This is a genomic window from Pontibacter pudoricolor (assembly GCF_010092985.1).
Lineage (GTDB): Bacteria > Bacteroidota > Bacteroidia > Cytophagales > Hymenobacteraceae > Pontibacter > Pontibacter pudoricolor.
The window spans coordinates 1710377-1726848 of sequence record NZ_CP048106.1; the positions used below are offsets into that span (position 1 = coordinate 1710377).

A 16472-nucleotide genomic window follows, 5' to 3' on the forward strand; every position below is an offset into this window, starting at 1 on the left:
TTGCTGTACAACCGCTACCCATTGTTACCTTAACCGTAAATTCTCCGTCTGAAAATGTAGTAAAGCTGCTGCCTGTTGCCTGATTGATCGGGTTGCCATTTTTAAACCACTGGTAACTATAGTCTGTACTCTGGTTTGCGCTTAATACCAGGGAGCCCCCTCGCAGAAAGTTGTTCCGCCCTTTGTTGTAATAGTGGCCGTTGGGTTTGCTGTTACTTTTACCACAACCTGATCGGTAGCAGAACAGCCGCTGGCATTGCTGACAGTAACTGTGTAGGTAGTTGTAGTGGTTGGCGAAGCCTCAGGATTAGCCACATTGGTAGCAGACAAGCCTGTTGCCGGCGACCAGGAATAGCTAGTGCCACCTGTAGCCTGTAGCTGCACATTGCTGCCTGCACAGATTTCCTTATCTGTTCCTGCTGATGCTGTTACTGCTGCAGCTACGTTTACTTTTACAATGGCAGAAGTAACTGAGCAGCCACCGGCATTCTCAACTATAACACTATAATCGCCGGCTGTAGTGGCAGTATATGTGTGGGCCGTTTCCTGGTTTATCGGGGTGCCGTTTTTCAGCCATTGATAGGTATAATCTGTTCCGGGAGTGGCAGTAAGCACCACAGAGCCTCCCTGGCAGAAGGTAGTTTCGCCGGCAGCATTTATAGTTGCAGCGGGCTTGTCATTTACTTTAACTATAACCTCATCTGTATCGGTGCAGCCATCAGCATTGGTAACTGTAACTGTGTAGGTTGTAGTTGTTGTTGGTGAGGCTACCGGGTTGGCTACATTTGTTGCTGAGAGCCCTGTTGCCGGCGACCATATGTAGTTTGTTCCACCTGAAGCCTGTAGTTGCACATTACTCCCTTTACATATTTCCTTATCGGTGCCGGCACTGGCTGTAAAACCCGAGCAGTCGGCGAATTTCATGGCAAAAGTGCCTGGTTGTGTACCAGCTACGCCACCCGTTGCATAAACACTTTTCCCTTCAATTTTACTTATTCCGGCGCCATAGTTTTCAACGTCGTTATTCTTCTGATCTAAATGGCGCCATGTTTCATTCCCGTTCTGGTCGAAAAGTGCCAGTATAAGTTTTGCCTTTTCGATAACATTTCTGACAGGAGGGAAACCATTTATCTCTATAAAAACCGAATAATCACCGATCACAGCAATCTCCTGATTATCCAGGATCGCCAGGTCTTTGGCTACAAACTGCTTTATATTGCTTCCTTCGTAAACATTTAAATTTTTTAACCAGGCTCTTGTGCCATCAGGGGTGTATTTTGAGATGAAATAATCATAATGCGACCTGTACCTTGCATTTGTGCCAAGCAGAATCAGTTCATTATCTGCATTAAATTCAACATCATTAACATAAAAAATAGGGATTCCATCTTTATGCTGCACTCCTTGCGCTACCCTGAGTCTGTTAATCAAAGTGCCTGTACCTGAGATCACATATAGCAATGGATCGGTAAAATTAGCGGACACAGCTGAGTTTTTGGCGCTAGTAAAAACAAATATATTACCTGATGATGAAATAAGTAGCCTTGTCATCTGCTCTCTGCTAGGTAGCGTATTACTGCCATGTTGTTGTGTTTGCAACACATCTCCTGTGTCAGCACTATACTTAAGCAGCGTAAAAGTGTAATTGGATTGATACCCTCTGGCATTTGTTGCCACGAATACAGCGCCTTTATTGTCAACATCAATTACTACCTCCTCACCTAAATCTACCACTCCCGGCTCGTAAAACTCTTCCCATACCACATTGCCTGATGCATTTAACTTTTGAGTAACGACACGTACCTGCTGCCCTTCATTGAAGATTCCTGCTAAATAAATGGCATCATCAGCACCTACAGTAAAATTCTGAAGCGTATTCCATCTTGCCTCGTAACTATAAAGTTTGCTCCAGACAAAAGCGCCGTCAGCCGAATACCTTATCAAAAACCGTTTATAGGTGCCGGCATAATCGCTTGTCCCCGAAACATAAATATTGCCTTTACTATCTATTTTTAAATCAGAGGGACTGTTTGATATGCTACCTGATTCACCGGTGTAAGTTCGGGCCCAGAGTATAGTTCCTTCCTGGTTTATCTTATGCAACACCACTTTTCTTTCAGGAGTGTTTGCACCTGTATAACTTAAAACTACAAGATTCTGCTCATGATCTACTGCCTGCGAAACAAGAGTCATACTCTCCTGCCCGGTGCCTGCTAATGCAGGTGTCCGCCAGATTTCTGAAAGCTGTGCAGTTGCAGGGCTTGCATATCCTGCGAGAAAAAGCGCCAGCAAAATATAACCCGGCAGGTTGCCGATCCGGATTTTGCCTTTATGGGGAAGTGAAATGTAAAGAAAATGGAAAAGGAGTAAATTTTGTTTCATAGACTTAAATTTCGAGGTGAAAACTATACAAGCGGACTAATCAGATAATGATTTATAAAGAGATTAACTGTTAGAAAACTGCTATAAGCAAAGATTATAACCTACAGATATTCTTATACTTAATATTGTATTATTGGTTAAAACAAAAAGAAGAATAGTGTTATTTTTACCCAATCATGATGACCTCCTACCCCGGATTTAGCTTAAATGCTCTGAGTAAATAATCCGCTGACTATAGTTGAATATCTCTGCTGGTTTATCGTTAAATTTGCACTTACACTTCAGCTATAGTTTACCTTTTGAGCCAGCCCATCCGCAAGATCATTCACATAGATATGGACGCCTTTTTTGCGTCGGTGGAGCAGCGTGATAACCCGGAACTGCGTGGCAAACCGGTAGCGGTTGGTGGCTCACGGGCCAGAGGCGTGGTGGCTGCAGCCAGCTACGAAGCCCGTAAATATGGGGTACACTCTGCATTGGCTTCTAAAATAGCAGCCCAGCGTTGCCCACACCTCATTTTTGTAAAAGCCCGGTTTGATGTTTACAGCGCCGTTTCCCGCCAGATCAGGGAAATATTCTTTGCCTACACCGACCTGGTAGAGCCGCTTTCGCTGGACGAAGCGTATCTGGATGTGACCGAGAATAAGATCGGAATGCCCTCAGCTACCATCATCGCCAACCAGATCAGGCAGCGCATTTTTGAGGAGACGGGCCTTACGGCATCGGCAGGTGTATCCTATAATAAATTCCTGGCTAAGATCGCGTCGGACATGAACAAGCCAAACGGTTTCACGCTTATTACACCCGACAAAGCCGAAGACCTTGTGGCCAGTCTGGATATAGGCAAATTTCATGGCATTGGGAAGGTAACAGCGGCTAAAATGCAAAGTATGGGCATTATTACCGGTGCCGACCTGCGTGAGCGCTCCGAAGCAGAACTGATCCGGAATTTTGGTAAGGTGGGCAGTTACTATTACCGCATTGCCCGCGCCCAGGACAACCGCGACGTGCAACCCCACCGTATCCGTAAATCCATTGGCTCAGAGCGTACTTTTGAAACTGATCTGTCTGAAGAAGAAGCCATGCTGAAGCAACTGCACCACCTGGCAAAAGAAGTAGCCCAGGACATGGAACGCCTGAAAGCAACCGCTAAAACGATAACGCTTAAGATCAAATATTTTGATTTTACTTTAAATACCAGAAGTAAGACCTTTCTGAGCGAGTTCGACTCCCAAGACGCGATTTATACCGTAGTCCGCGACTTATTACGCACACCACAACTACCACAGTTCCCGGTTCGCTTGCTGGGCATTTCGGCCAGTTCGCTCCTTTACCAGCACGACCGCCTGCAGGAAGGCTACCAGTTTACGCTGGAATTCTAAACCGATGGTTAACAGCTTTTTTGATTGACTGAGCTATAGTTCTATAGTTCGTACTGCTGGCGCGAGCGTCCTCGCTCGTGACTTGGAATGGTGTGGAGTCACCTGAAGCAACTGGCCTGGCAAGGGCAAGGATTGTCTGAACCGGGATTAAGTGAGATTTAAGGAATTTCTGGGATAAAGGTTATTTGCTATAGTTGCAGCTATAGTTCTATAGTTGGCGTTTTACCCCTTCCCAGCCTTCCCCTTTTATCGAGGGCCCCTACCCCCAAAACAGGGGAAGGAGCTTTTCTGCCTTTGCTATAGTTCAGGTTATTGTTTTATAGTTGCTGCTTTAACCCACCCCTGCCCCTCCCAAGAGGGGAATTTTGGCTATAGTTATGGTTGAGCTATAGTTCTATAGTTCAGACCAGGATCGGACAGGTCTCGACCTGTCCCTACGGAATTATTGCCACGATAAAGCGATGCAACTATAGCTTCTCAATCAACTATAAAGTTAGCTATCGAACTAATCGCAGTCTTTGGGTTGAGCGCCTTTGCTTTGTTGCGGTGCCGCCAGGCAACCCGAGGGACGAGGGTAGCAAGAAAGCAGCAGCGCGATGCCCGAAGACGAGGCCTCCCGGCCGTGAGGGCACCAAAGCTAACTATAGAACAGTAGGTACCTAGAGCTCCCAGGATTAGAAGAAACTATAGAAGAAAAGGCTAGGTTGTAACTGCAGCTATAACACTCAGATTTCTCACGCTGTTCGAAATGACAAAAGAGAACTATAGAAAATATAAGATCCCTCGGCTTCTCTCAGGATGACAGATCAGAAACTATAGAACTCAAACGAATCCTCAGATAACTCGTGATAAGACAGGCTGTAAAAAGAATTCATTTTCTGAAATAATCTTTACTAACAGGTATTAAACCATTGCACTAATTTCCAGTCTTAACAACAGCCACAGGTACTATTGCCATTCTCTAAGACTTTCCTATCTTTAAGAAAAACACAGCTCCTGAGCTACTAACCCAATCTAACTAACTTATTTCTAACACATGAGTAAACATTTACGTTTTGCTCCTTTTGTAGCATTATTGTTAGCTGGTGCAACTATAGCACCGCCGGCTTTTGCACAGAAGAGCAAGAAGAAGAAAAAAGAAAAACAGGAAGTTGCAGCAGCTACGCCTGCCCAGGCTCCTAAAAAAGACGACGGTTTACCAAAGCCTTACAGCCAGGTAATTACTGACAAGGCCGTAACCGACGAAGGTCTATTTAAAGTGCATCGTCAGGATGATAAGTATTACTACGAGATTCCGGATACGCTTTTGGGCCGCGACATGCTGATGGTGAGCCGTATTGCCAAAACAGCCACAAACATTGGCTATGGTGGCGAAGAGCTGAACACACAAATGCTGCGCTGGGAAAAGAAAGGCAACCGCATTTTACTGCGCGTAATTTCTTACGAGAACGTAGCCGCTGACACACTCGAGATCTACCATTCGGTACAAAATTCTAACCTGGCCCCTGTTATCCAGGCTTTCGATATTAAGGCATTTAATACCGGAGCGTCTGTAGTGGAGGTCACTGATTTCTTCTCGAAAGACGTGCCTGCTTTAGGACTGGATCAGCGTAACCGCGATACCTATAAAGTTAGACGCCTGGACGATAAACGTTCGTTTGTTGAAAGTATTAAAAGCTTCCCGACTAACATCGAAGCCCGCTCTTTGATGACGTATGAGGCAACGAACGCCCCATCGAATTCAAGCGCCGGAACAATTTCGTTAGAACTGAACCACTCGATGGTATTGCTGCCTAAAAAGCCAATGGCATCCCGTAAGTTCGATCAGCGTGTGGGTTTCTTTACTATTTCGCAGACAGATTATGGTACTGATGAGCAGCGTGCAGCAGCCCGTCGTTACATTGTGCGCTGGAGACTGGAACCAAAAGACAAGGAAGCATACGCCCGTGGCGAACTGGTTGAGCCTGTAAAGCCTATCGTTTATTATATCGACCCAGCTACGCCTGTAAAATGGAGAAAATACCTGAAACTTGGTGTAGAGGACTGGCAGAAAGCGTTTGAAGCTGCCGGTTTCAAAAATGCGATCATCGCCAAGGACCCTCCTTCGTTTGAAGAAGATCCGGAGTTCAGCACTGAAGATGCCCGTTACTCTGTAATCCGTTACTTCTCTTCTGATGTGCAGAATGCGTATGGCCCTAACGTACACGACCCACGATCCGGTGAGATCCTGGAAAGCCACATCGGCTGGTACCACAACGTCATGAACCTGTTGCGCAACTGGTACTTCATCCAGACTGCTGCCATAAACCCGGAAGCCCGTAAAGTACAGTTCAGCGACGAAGTAATGGGCGAACTGATCCGTTTCGTATCGTCTCACGAAGTTGGTCACACGCTTGGTCTGCCGCACAACATGGGCTCAAGTGCTGCGTACCCGGTTGAGAAACTGCGTGATGCTGAGTTCACTAAAAAGTACGGCACTGCTCCTTCTATCATGGACTATGCCCGCTTTAACTATATCGCGCAGCCTGAAGATAAAGGCGTTGCCCTGATGCCAGGTATCGGTATCTATGACAAGTATTCTGTGAAGTGGGGTTACACTTATTTCCCGGAGACAAACGGCCGCGATAACACCGAAAAACTGAATGCCTGGATCAGACAGCACGAGAATGACCCGATGTACCGCTTCGGTCGCCAGCAGGGCAACCCGATCGATCCGTCTTCGCAGACAGAAGATTTAGGCGATGATGCTATGCTTGCCAGTACCTATGGTATTGCCAACCTGAAGCGCATTATGCCAAACCTGATCACCTGGACGGCACAGGAGAACAAAGACTATGCTGACCTGCAGGAAATGTATGGCCAGGTGCTGGGTCAGTGGAACCGCTACATGGGCCACGTAACGGCTAACGTAGGTGGTGTGTATGAGAACTATAAAACCTATGGTCAGAAAGGAAACGTGTATGAGCCGGTTGCTAAAGAAAAGCAGAAGCGCGCCATGCAGTTCCTGAATCAGCAGGGTCTTTCTACGCCTACCTGGATGCTGGACGAAACGATCATCCGTAAATTTGAATCGGCTGGTACCGTAGACCGTATTCGTAATGCACAGGTAAGTATTGTAAACAACCTGTTAGAGCCAGGTCGTATGGCACGCTTACTGGAAGCACAGGCTGCTTTAGGTAGCAAAGCCTACACGTTACCTGAAATGATGGCCGATCTGCGTAAAGGTTTATGGTCTGAAGTTTTGACTGGCAAGTCTATCGACATCTACCGTCGTAACCTGCAGCGTGGCTATTTAGAGCGCATGGAGTTTTTGATGAAAGACCAGGAACAAACTGCAGCTGCACGTTTTGGCAGAGGCGGCACTCCTGTAAACGTAGCACAGTCTGATATTCGTCCGATGGTACGTGGTGAACTAAGCACATTGCGTGGCCAGATCAAGGCGTCGCTTGCCAAAACCAGCGATACCATGACGAAATACCACCTGCAGGATGCCTTGGTTCGCATCGATAATATCCTGAATCCGAAAAGTTAATTCTAAACTATAGTTATAGTTAAAAAGCACCGGCTCTTTTGAACCGGTGCTTTTTTTTATTGCCTGTTTCTGATAACCCATACTAATTGCAGCATTCTCATAGAGACAAATTTCCTTAATTCATTTTTTTTTCTGCTGAATAATTGTGAAATCACACACCTTAAATTGCTAGTTAATTTAGTTTTTCTAACTATATTAGCAACATGAAACCGGAAGATTTTCTGAAAGGACGTGGAGCGCAGTATAACCCTGCCAACAAATACCTGAAACAGGCCTATGTAACCGAACATATTGAAGGACTGGATGAGCCGATGCTTTCAGATTCCAAAACCGAGTTTTTGCCGACCCACCCTAAAACTATAGTGAATAAAATAGATAGCCCGGACCTGGGAATGGGCTATTCGCTGAATCCTTACCAGGGTTGTGAGCATGGTTGTGTGTATTGCTATGCGCGTAACTCGCATCAGTACTGGGGTTATGGCGCCGGGCTGGACTTTGAACGCAAGATTATAGTTAAAGAAAATGCGCCGGAGTTGCTGATAAAACAGTTGGAGAGTAAAAACTGGCAGGTGATGCCCATTATGCTGGCCGGAAACACCGATTGCTACCAGCCCATCGAAGCCAGAAAGAAAATTACACGCCGGATCTTGGAGATCCTTTTGCAGTATCGCCACCCGGTAAGTATTATCACCAAAAATGCCCTTATCCTCCGCGACCTTGACATCCTGACCGAACTTAACAAGCTTGACCTTGTACACGTGAATATCAGCATTACGACTTTGGATGAAAAACTGCGCCAGAAACTGGAACCCAGAACTGCCACCGGAGCTAAACGATTGGATGTGGTGAGGCAATTGAGCGCAGCAGGTTTACCCGTAAATGTGATGGTGGCTCCCGTTATTCCGGGCCTGAATGATTCCGAGATACCGCAGATCATAAAACAGGCTGCCGAGGCCGGCGCTAAAAATGCTGCTTATACTATAGTTCGGTTAAACGGCGAAATTGGTCCTATTTTCGAAGACTGGATAACGCAGGCTTTCCCAGATCGCGCCCGGAAAGTACTGAACCAGATTGCAGACTGCCACGGAGGACAGCTAAACGACAGCAGATTTGGCACCCGTATGAGCGGCGAAGGCAAATTTGCAGAAACTATAGCCAAGCTCTTCAGGATGAGTAAGCAGAAATACATGGCCGGCCGAACTATAAAACCTTACAACTATAATCACTTCTGTAATAGCAAAGGAAAGCAGTTGGGGCTATTTTAGGATTTACCTCACCCCAGCCCTCTCCTTTTGAAGAGGGCCCCTACCCCCAAAACAAGAGAGGGAGTTTTGTAAAAGTCATAGTTCTACAGTTCGTATTGCTGGCGCGAGCGTCCTCGCTCGTGACTTTTTATAGTGTTGAGTCTCCTTACTCTACTGGCCGGCAGGGGTATTAATTGTCTGAACCGGGATTTACAGGATTAATGGATTCTCAGGATTAGGCTACTGCTTTAGTTGATGTTTTCGTTTTATAGTTACTGTTTTAACCCACCCCTGCCCCTCCGAGGAGGGGAATTTCTGTTGTTGTTATAGTTGAGGATATCGTTTTATAGTGGGTGTTTGTCATCCCCCTGCCCCTTCAAAGGGGGACTTTTTACTATTACTTTTCAATTGTCATTTCGACGAAAGGAGAAATCTGAGTTTTCTATAGTTACAGACCAGGATCGGACAGGTCGCGACCTGTCCCTACGGAAATACAAACATGATCAAGCTAAGTGCATCAACTCCTAACTCAACTATAGTTTAGCTATCGACCTGATCACAGTCTTTGGGTTGAGCGCCTTTGCTTTGTTGCGGTGCCGCAAGGCAACCCGAGCAGAGCGAGGGTAGCAAGAAAGCAGCAGCGCGATGCCCTTATCGAGGGCCCCTACCCCCAAGACGGGGCCTCCCGGCCGTGAGGGCACCAAAGCCAACTATAAAACTATAGGTAAGTAAAGCTCCCAGGATTGAAGAAAGCTATGAAAGGAAGGCTTGGTTCGGATAGTAGTGTTTCAAACTATAGAACTCAGATTTCTCCTAATGTCGAAATGACAAAAAGAGAAACTATAGAACAAATAAGATCTCTCATAGCTATGCTGGCTCTCTTCGGCTCGCGCCTCAAGAATGCTCAGGATGACAAAAAAGAACATCTATGATATATAAGATTTATCGATTACGAGCGGGATGACACTAATGGGAAACTATTGACTGAGATAGATTTCTCGACTGGGCTCGAAATGACAAAGTGGAACTATAGCTTAAACGCTAGCAGAATCTATGCACGATGCAAAGTCTTGCCGTACCTCCTATTCAATAAATTCCAGTTTCAGACGATCACTATCAAAAAACACAACAATCTCTCTTACTTACCGGATAATCAAATAAAACGTGTACCTTTGTAGCCCATAAAGTTTAACCTAACTTATGGCTACTAAATATATCTTCGTTACCGGTGGTGTAACATCCTCGCTCGGTAAAGGCATCATTTCCGCTTCTCTCGCTAAGTTGCTGCAGGCAAGAGGGTTCTCTGTAACTATTCAGAAATTCGACCCCTACATTAACATAGATCCGGGTACCCTGAACCCTTATGAACACGGCGAATGCTATGTAACCGAAGATGGCGCCGAAACAGACCTGGACCTTGGCCATTACGAGCGTTTCCTGAACGTGCCTACCTCCCAGGCAAACAACGTTACAACAGGCCGTATTTACTATAACGTGATTATGCAGGAGCGCGAGGGCGCTTACCTGGGCAAAACGGTGCAGGTTATTCCGCATATTACCGATGAGATTAAGCGCCGCATGTTACTGCTTGGCGAAACCGGTGAGTACGACATAGTTATAACCGAGATCGGTGGCTGTGTTGGGGATATTGAATCGTTGCCTTTTGTGGAAGCTGTTCGCCAGTTGCGCTGGGAACTTGGCGTAAACGAGACCTGCGTTATCCACCTTACCCTGGTACCATACCTGAAAGCTGCCGGAGAACTTAAAACAAAACCTACACAACACTCCGTACGCGACCTTTCTGAGGCGGGTGTGCAGCCTGACATCCTGGTTTGTCGATCAGAATACCCGATCCCGATGGACCTGCGCAAAAAAATAGCATTGTTCTGTAACGTGAAGCAAAACTCTGTTATCGAGTCGCTGGATGCGGAAACGATTTACGATGTGCCGTTGCTGATGCGTAAAGAGAAGCTGGATGAGCGCGTGATCAGCAAGCTTAAATTACCACATAAAGCAGATCCGGAACTGGAAACCTGGAAAGAATTCCTGGGAAGGCTTAAAAATCCCACTGCTGAAGTAAAAATTGGCCTGGTGGGTAAATACGTTGAGTTGCCGGACGCTTATAAATCTATAGTAGAGGCATTTATACACTCAGGTGCGGCCAACGAATGCAAAGTAAACCTGAAGTGGTTCCAGTCTGAGAACATTACCAATGAAAACGTAGCGGCTACGCTGCAAGGCCTGGATGGCATACTGGTTGCGCCTGGTTTTGGTGAGCGTGGCTTTAAAGGCAAAATGGAAGCTATCCGCTTTGCACGCGAGTCAAAAATACCATTCTTCGGGATTTGCCTGGGCATGCAGTGTGCTGCTGTAGAATTTGCACGCAACGTGCTTGGCCTGCAGGGCGCCAACTCCACTGAAATGGATAACGATACGCCACATCCGATCATCGACCTGATGGAAAGTCAGAAAGAAATTACCCAGAAAGGCGGGACAATGCGACTTGGCGCTTATGCCTGTGAACTTAAAAAAGGCTCAAAAGCGTATGCTATTTACGGGAAATCTAAAATCTCCGAGCGCCATCGTCATCGTTACGAATTTAATAATCAGTATCTTCAGGCTTTTGAAGAAGCCGGCATGATGGCAACAGGCATTAACCCGGAAACAGGACTTGTAGAAGTTATTGAGTTACAGAACCATCCGTGGTTCGTGGCAGCACAATATCATCCGGAACTGAAAAGCACTGTGCTTAACCCGCACCCGTTATTTACTAAATTTGTGAAAGCGGCCATGAACTATACACAATCTAAGTAACCTATAACACTTTACACACTTTATTAAATGGATAGAAATCAAGCTATTGGCTTCGGACTGATTGCCCTCCTGCTACTGGCATATTCGTTCTTTTTTGCCGGAACGGATGAAAAAGCAGCAACCCGACAGGCAACAGAACAAGTAGCCAAAGTAGAGCAATTGCAAAATACACCTGCAGTTGAGAACGACTCGCTGGCGCAGGCGCAGAAGGCTGCATCCATGGGTTCGTTTGCAACAGCAGCAACCGGCACAGCCAGCACAAGCACCCTCGAGAATAGCAACATCCGGATTACTTTTAATACAAAAGGCGGCCAGGTAGAAGAGGTTTTACTCAAAAACTATAAAACCTACCAGGGTGAGCCGTTAATTCTTTTTGATAAGGAAAGTAACAAGACAGACGTTGCCTTCACAACGAATGACGGAAAGACCATAAAGCTGTCTGATCTGTACTTTACGCCTTCTGAAATTAAAAAAGGAACGGATAAAGATGTAAGTACCCAGGTAATTGTATTTCGCGCAAATGTTGGCAACGGGCAGTACATCGACCAGATCTACACGTTGTATGACGAGACGTTCCAGTTGGGTTACAAGCTTGGTTTTGAAGGTCTGGAGGGCCAGATTAACGGCAAAAACCTTACCTATACCTGGACGGACCACATAAAGCAGCTGGAGCGCGACATGAAGCACAACCGCTCCAAAACAACTATAAACTTCGCTACTGTTGAGGATGGCTACGATCACCTGTCCATCTCAGAAGATAAAGAAGAAATGGCTGTGGAAGAGCCTGTTAAATGGATAGCCAATAAGCAGAACTTCTTTACGGCTGGTATTATTGCCGAAAACAGCTTTACCGGTGCCAAACTGGCATCTGAAACAAATCCTGCCGACTCTACTATAGTTAAAACGCTGGCGTCGCAGGCGCTTATTCCTGCTCAGGATGCGTTAAATGGCAAGGCTGAATTCATGTATTATTTCGGCCCGAACGAATACAAGATACTAAAGAACATCGGCAACGATTTCCAGAAAAACCTTGACCTGGGCTGGGGAATCTTCTCATGGGTTAATAAATGGCTGATCATCCCGGCATTCGATTTCCTGGAGAACTATATCGGCAACTATGGTATCATCATTATCCTGCTGGTACTGTATATTAAAACGCTGCTTTTCCCGCTTACTTACAAGTCGTTTTATTCTATGGCAAAAATGAAGGTGTTAAAGCCTGAGATTGATGCCATTAAAGAGCGTAACGACGGCGATATGCAGAAAACGCAGATGGAAACCATGAAGCTCTACAACGAGATGGGCGTGAACCCGCTGAGCGGCTGTATTCCGATGCTGTTGCAGATGCCGATCCTGTTTGCGATGTTCAACTTCTTCCCGAACTCGATTGAGCTGCGCCAGGAGCCGTTCCTGTGGGCTGCCGACCTTTCGACGTACGATGTATTTGCAAAACTGCCGTTCACGATTCCGTTCTATGGCGACCACGTAAGTATGTTTACCTTGCTGATGACGGCTTCTACTATACTTTATACCTGGTCTAACAACCAGATGAACGCCCAGATGCAGGGTGCCATGAAGTTCTATAGTTACCTGATGCCGGTTATTTTCATGTTCGTTCTTAACTCGTTCCCGGCAGGTCTTTCTTTCTACTACTTTGTTTCTAACATGGTAACATTCGGCCAGCAGGCAATTATCCGCAAGTTTGTAGATGAAGGCAAAGTGCGCGCTAAACTGGAAGATAACAAAGAGAAGCGTAAGGAAAAGAAGAAAACCGGTGGGCCGTCGTTTACCGAGCGTATGCAGGAAGCGATGCGCGCAGCCTCAGAAAAAGAGCAGCAAAAGAAAAACAAAGGCGCTAAAAAATAAGCCTGCCTTATAGTTTAAACTATAAAAAGCCTGTCTGCCCGATGCAGACAGGCTTTTTGTTTGGCTAAAGTTGCGCTTGCGCCGTATGTAGGATTGTAAAGAAAAAAATATGCAAAAGAACCTGAAATACCCTCTCCTGCTGCTGTCTGTAACTATAGTTTGTGCCTGCAGTTCCGGCTCCGACGATGATAAAAACTTAGCCAGCACCCACCCCAAACTCGAGAAGCAACTCGAACGTGACACCGCTAACTTAGCCATGCGCAACGAAGAAAATGCTGACCTCTACCAACGTTACCGTATCACAACCGAAGAGTATGAGAACAGCGGCGACTATAATGTTAAGAACATGTTCCGGGGCAAACTGGCGCCTGCCGATGAAGCAAGTCACGCCGATGCCCGTACGTATCAGACGGCATTGCGCGAAGGAATGGCACAGGGCGTAAACTTTGCCGGAAAATATACGGTAGTAACAATAGGTTGCGGTACTGCCTGCCAGCAGCATTTTATAGTTGACCGCGAGAATGGGAAGATCGTGGAAAAGATACAGGGCAGCGCCGGAGCCAGATTCAGCAAGAACAGCCGTATCTTTATACTTAACCCTCCCGACTCAACAGTAAACTATAACGAATGCCGGGATTGCAAGCCCCAGGCCTATGAATTGGTAGATGGCAAACTGCATGCAATAAAGTAATTCTGAACTATAGTTCAACTATAAAATGGCCATACACAGCTTTCCATTTAACATAACAAAGCAACTTGTAACACTAACTATAGTTACTGCTGTTTTGTGTTTACTGAGCTGTAAAAGCGCTGGCCATTCCAATTCTACGGCTGCACAGTCTGATTCGCCATTACTCATGTTTCAGAAGACTCCCTGCTTTGGCTCCTGCCCTTCTTACGAAGCGCTGATATACAGTAATGGTAGCGTGCGCTTTGTTCCCTGGGAGCATGTTCCTGTTACCGATACGCTTACCTTTCAGCTGTCAGAAAAAGAGCTGCAGGCACTGCAAACAGACATTGCCGGGCTGAACTATAAAAACCTGCAGAACTACTATAAAACCGAATGGTCTGATATGCCTGCCACGCATCTGTACTTTTATGAAGACGGCAAAGAAGTAAAGCACATTAAACACGAAGAGGGCGGCCCTGAAAAGCTGGTTATGTTCACCCAGAAAGTTCACCAACTCATCTGGAAACATGTGGCCACGCCGGATAAGTAACTCCAGACTTTTTCTTTCCTGTATTTTCTTTAACTTGGCCGGAATAGAAGGTTAGGATAAATACAACTGCCAATAGCGTGAAAAAGCTTTACTTACTGCTATTCTTACTTATTTGCATTGTCTTACAGGCGGCGGCACAGGCAAAAAAACCGGAAGACTTTGGCTATCGTCACCTGCAGATAAGTTATAAAAAGGATCCGGTGGATATTCTGGTTATGTCAAAAGAAGGTGAGGAAAAGGAAGCGAAACCCATTTTTCTTTTTGATCAGGGCTCCCAGGCACGTCCTCTAATATTACTTGACGACAAAGGAAAGCCCTACAGGCTTTTCCCCTTCCAAACGGACAGCCTGCTGATTGATTATCATCTGGTTATCATAAGTAAACCATATGTGCCGTTAATTGCCAACTATAGCGATCTGAAACACGGCGCTTACACTGATCCCAAAACAGGTATTCCACCTGCCGGGTTCTACCCCAGAGACAACGTAGATTACTATGTAAACCGTAACAAAGAGGTGATTAAGCATCTTAAAAAGCAGCCATGGGTGAAAAAAAATAAACTGATTGTGGCCGGTCATTCCGCTGGCTCCACGGTGGCGGCCAAACTAGCGCTTGAGAGCAAAGCGGTAACGCATTTGATCTACTCGGGTGGCAACCCTTTCGGGCGAATGGCATCTATGATTTCTCAGGCCAGAGCATATGACGACTCTGCTGGCACCGGTTCTGAAAATGCCTTCAGGTACTGGCAAACCATTGTTGACGACCCCCACAAATGTAACGTCACAAGGAGGGGATGCATACAAAACCACCTATGACTTCTCCATCCCTCCCATGGAGTACCTGATGAAGCTTCAGATACCGGTGCTCATTACTTATGGCACAAAAGACCATGGCGTGACCTTTAATGATTACCTCAGGCTGGAAACCATTAGAAAAGGGAAAAAGAACTTTACATTCAGGCCTTACATTGGAGTAGAGCACAACTACTTTGGTTTTAACAAAGAAGGAAAAATAGACTATGATAAGTTCGGATGGGATCAGGTGGCACTGGACTGGCAGGATTGGCTTGAGAAAACAACCTATAACTCAACAGCATCCAGCGTACAATAAAGTGTAGCAGATACATTACCAATACCCAACTCCTGCTTCACGGTTTCTCAAATAACCCTACCTTTGTAATAGTTGTACTTCCGCCAAATAAGTAGGCCTGGCCTCAACATACAGCTATACAACCCAGCATAATAGAAGTCGAAATAATAAAACGAAACAGTACTATGTCAGAAGAAATGAAACAATGCCCGAAATGCAGCTCGCCTTATGGTTACGCTTCGGGCGACGACACCTACGTATGCCCGGAGTGTGGTAACGAGTGGAACCCGGGTGAAGAGGAGGAAGAAACAGGATTAAAAGTAATAGATGCGAACGGAAATGTGCTTCAGGATGGTGACTCTGTTGTTGTTATAAAAGATCTGCCTGTAAAAGGTGCTCCAAAGCCAGTAAAGGCCGGTACAAAAGTAAAGAACATACGCCTCACCGAGGGCGATCATAACATCGATTGCAAGATTGATGGCTTTGGCTCCATGGGGCTTAAATCAGAATTCGTAAGAAAGGCTTAATAACCCTGTTGCCGCTATTATGCTATAAAGCATCCGGCTTTTGCAGAAATGTAACGCTGAACTCTAACAAGTTCAGCGTTCCTGTTTTACAGCAAACTATAAGCTCGTACCTTCAGGCTTTGGCCATAATGAAGATACACCCATCCGTTTTTCTCAAATTCCAGGGATACCCGGGGCAGGTTGTAGACGTAATTACAAAAGATAAACACCGGTGGCGTGGAATTGCAGAAACATTTATACCTGGAGCTCTTGCTGCCGGGGTCTCGTATGTTGTCGGCGATGTATTGAAACGCTGGATCGTTGGCAGTTGAGAAGTTAGAAAGTTTGGATGGTCTCGCCCGCGAGTGTGGGCTATATGTGGCGTCCTGCTACTTTGAACTATAAGGACTAACCCGCACTATAGTATTCAACTATAA

Annotated in this window: 12 protein-coding genes; 11 read left to right on the forward strand and 1 reads right to left on the reverse strand. The window is 45.9% G+C overall.

The window, feature by feature from the left end; genetic code table 11:
- Positions 1 to 141: 141 nt before the first annotated feature.
- Positions 142 to 2382: an NHL repeat-containing protein gene (locus GSQ66_RS07325; RefSeq protein ID WP_162426864.1), complete on the reverse strand. Its 2241-nt coding sequence runs from the start codon at positions 2380 to 2382 to the stop codon at positions 142 to 144.
- A gap of 335 nt (positions 2383 to 2717) precedes the next feature.
- On the opposite strand from GSQ66_RS07325, the gene dinB reads away from it, so the two are divergent.
- The 11 genes from dinB (at position 2718) to GSQ66_RS07380 (ending at position 16367) form a co-directional block, all read left to right on the forward strand.
- Positions 2718 to 3764, forward strand: coding sequence for a DNA polymerase IV (gene dinB, locus GSQ66_RS07330; RefSeq protein WP_162428973.1), 1047 nt, complete (start codon positions 2718 to 2720; stop codon positions 3762 to 3764).
- A gap of 1036 nt (positions 3765 to 4800) precedes the next feature.
- A complete protein-coding gene (locus GSQ66_RS07335) occupies positions 4801 to 7296 on the forward strand; it encodes a zinc-dependent metalloprotease (RefSeq protein ID WP_162426865.1) in 2496 nt (831 codons plus the stop codon).
- A 203-nt stretch (positions 7297 to 7499) separates the two neighbouring features.
- The gene (locus tag GSQ66_RS07340; RefSeq protein ID WP_162426866.1) at positions 7500 to 8561 is read left to right on the forward strand and encodes a PA0069 family radical SAM protein; all 1062 of its coding nucleotides are present in this window, start codon (positions 7500 to 7502) and stop codon (positions 8559 to 8561) included.
- Between the two features lie 1179 nt (positions 8562 to 9740).
- Positions 9741 to 11354, forward strand: a complete 1614-nt coding sequence (locus tag GSQ66_RS07345) for a CTP synthase (protein ID WP_162426867.1) — start codon at positions 9741 to 9743, stop codon at positions 11352 to 11354.
- A 27-nt stretch (positions 11355 to 11381) separates the two neighbouring features.
- Positions 11382 to 13220 (forward strand): membrane protein insertase YidC, encoded by a 1839-nt coding sequence (gene yidC, locus GSQ66_RS07350; RefSeq protein WP_162426868.1) that lies wholly within the window; start codon positions 11382 to 11384, stop codon positions 13218 to 13220.
- 109 nt (positions 13221 to 13329) lie between these two features.
- Positions 13330 to 13911, forward strand: coding sequence for a hypothetical protein (locus GSQ66_RS07355; RefSeq protein ID WP_162426869.1), 582 nt, complete (start codon positions 13330 to 13332; stop codon positions 13909 to 13911).
- Between the two features lie 25 nt (positions 13912 to 13936).
- Positions 13937 to 14440: a DUF6438 domain-containing protein gene (locus GSQ66_RS07360; protein ID WP_162426870.1), complete on the forward strand. Its 504-nt coding sequence runs from the start codon at positions 13937 to 13939 to the stop codon at positions 14438 to 14440.
- A 77-nt stretch (positions 14441 to 14517) separates the two neighbouring features.
- Positions 14518 to 15255 (forward strand): alpha/beta hydrolase family protein, encoded by a 738-nt coding sequence (locus GSQ66_RS07365; RefSeq protein WP_162426871.1) that lies wholly within the window; start codon positions 14518 to 14520, stop codon positions 15253 to 15255.
- Positions 15256 to 15283: 28 nt separating this feature from the next.
- Positions 15284 to 15550 (forward strand): dienelactone hydrolase family protein, encoded by a 267-nt coding sequence (locus GSQ66_RS07370; protein ID WP_162426872.1) that lies wholly within the window; start codon positions 15284 to 15286, stop codon positions 15548 to 15550.
- A 164-nt stretch (positions 15551 to 15714) separates the two neighbouring features.
- Positions 15715 to 16056, forward strand: coding sequence for a zinc ribbon domain-containing protein YjdM (locus GSQ66_RS07375; protein ID WP_162426873.1), 342 nt, complete (start codon positions 15715 to 15717; stop codon positions 16054 to 16056).
- An 8-nt stretch (positions 16057 to 16064) separates the two neighbouring features.
- Positions 16065 to 16367, forward strand: a complete 303-nt coding sequence (locus tag GSQ66_RS07380) for a hypothetical protein (protein ID WP_162426874.1) — start codon at positions 16065 to 16067, stop codon at positions 16365 to 16367.
- The last annotated feature ends 105 nt before the right edge of the window (positions 16368 to 16472 follow it).

Coding starts and splice junctions, on each gene's coding strand:
- GSQ66_RS07325 (WP_162426864.1), bottom strand. CDS start 2,382: ATGAAACAAAATTTACTCCTTTTCCATTTTCTTTACATTTCACTTCCC.
- dinB (WP_162428973.1), top strand. CDS start 2,718: ATGGACGCCTTTTTTGCGTCGGTGGAGCAGCGTGATAACCCGGAACTG.
- GSQ66_RS07335 (WP_162426865.1), top strand. CDS start 4,801: ATGAGTAAACATTTACGTTTTGCTCCTTTTGTAGCATTATTGTTAGCT.
- GSQ66_RS07340 (WP_162426866.1), top strand. CDS start 7,500: ATGAAACCGGAAGATTTTCTGAAAGGACGTGGAGCGCAGTATAACCCT.
- GSQ66_RS07345 (WP_162426867.1), top strand. CDS start 9,741: ATGGCTACTAAATATATCTTCGTTACCGGTGGTGTAACATCCTCGCTC.
- yidC (WP_162426868.1), top strand. CDS start 11,382: ATGGATAGAAATCAAGCTATTGGCTTCGGACTGATTGCCCTCCTGCTA.
- GSQ66_RS07355 (WP_162426869.1), top strand. CDS start 13,330: ATGCAAAAGAACCTGAAATACCCTCTCCTGCTGCTGTCTGTAACTATA.
- GSQ66_RS07360 (WP_162426870.1), top strand. CDS start 13,937: ATGGCCATACACAGCTTTCCATTTAACATAACAAAGCAACTTGTAACA.
- GSQ66_RS07370 (WP_162426872.1), top strand. CDS start 15,284: ATGAAGCTTCAGATACCGGTGCTCATTACTTATGGCACAAAAGACCAT.
- GSQ66_RS07375 (WP_162426873.1), top strand. CDS start 15,715: ATGTCAGAAGAAATGAAACAATGCCCGAAATGCAGCTCGCCTTATGGT.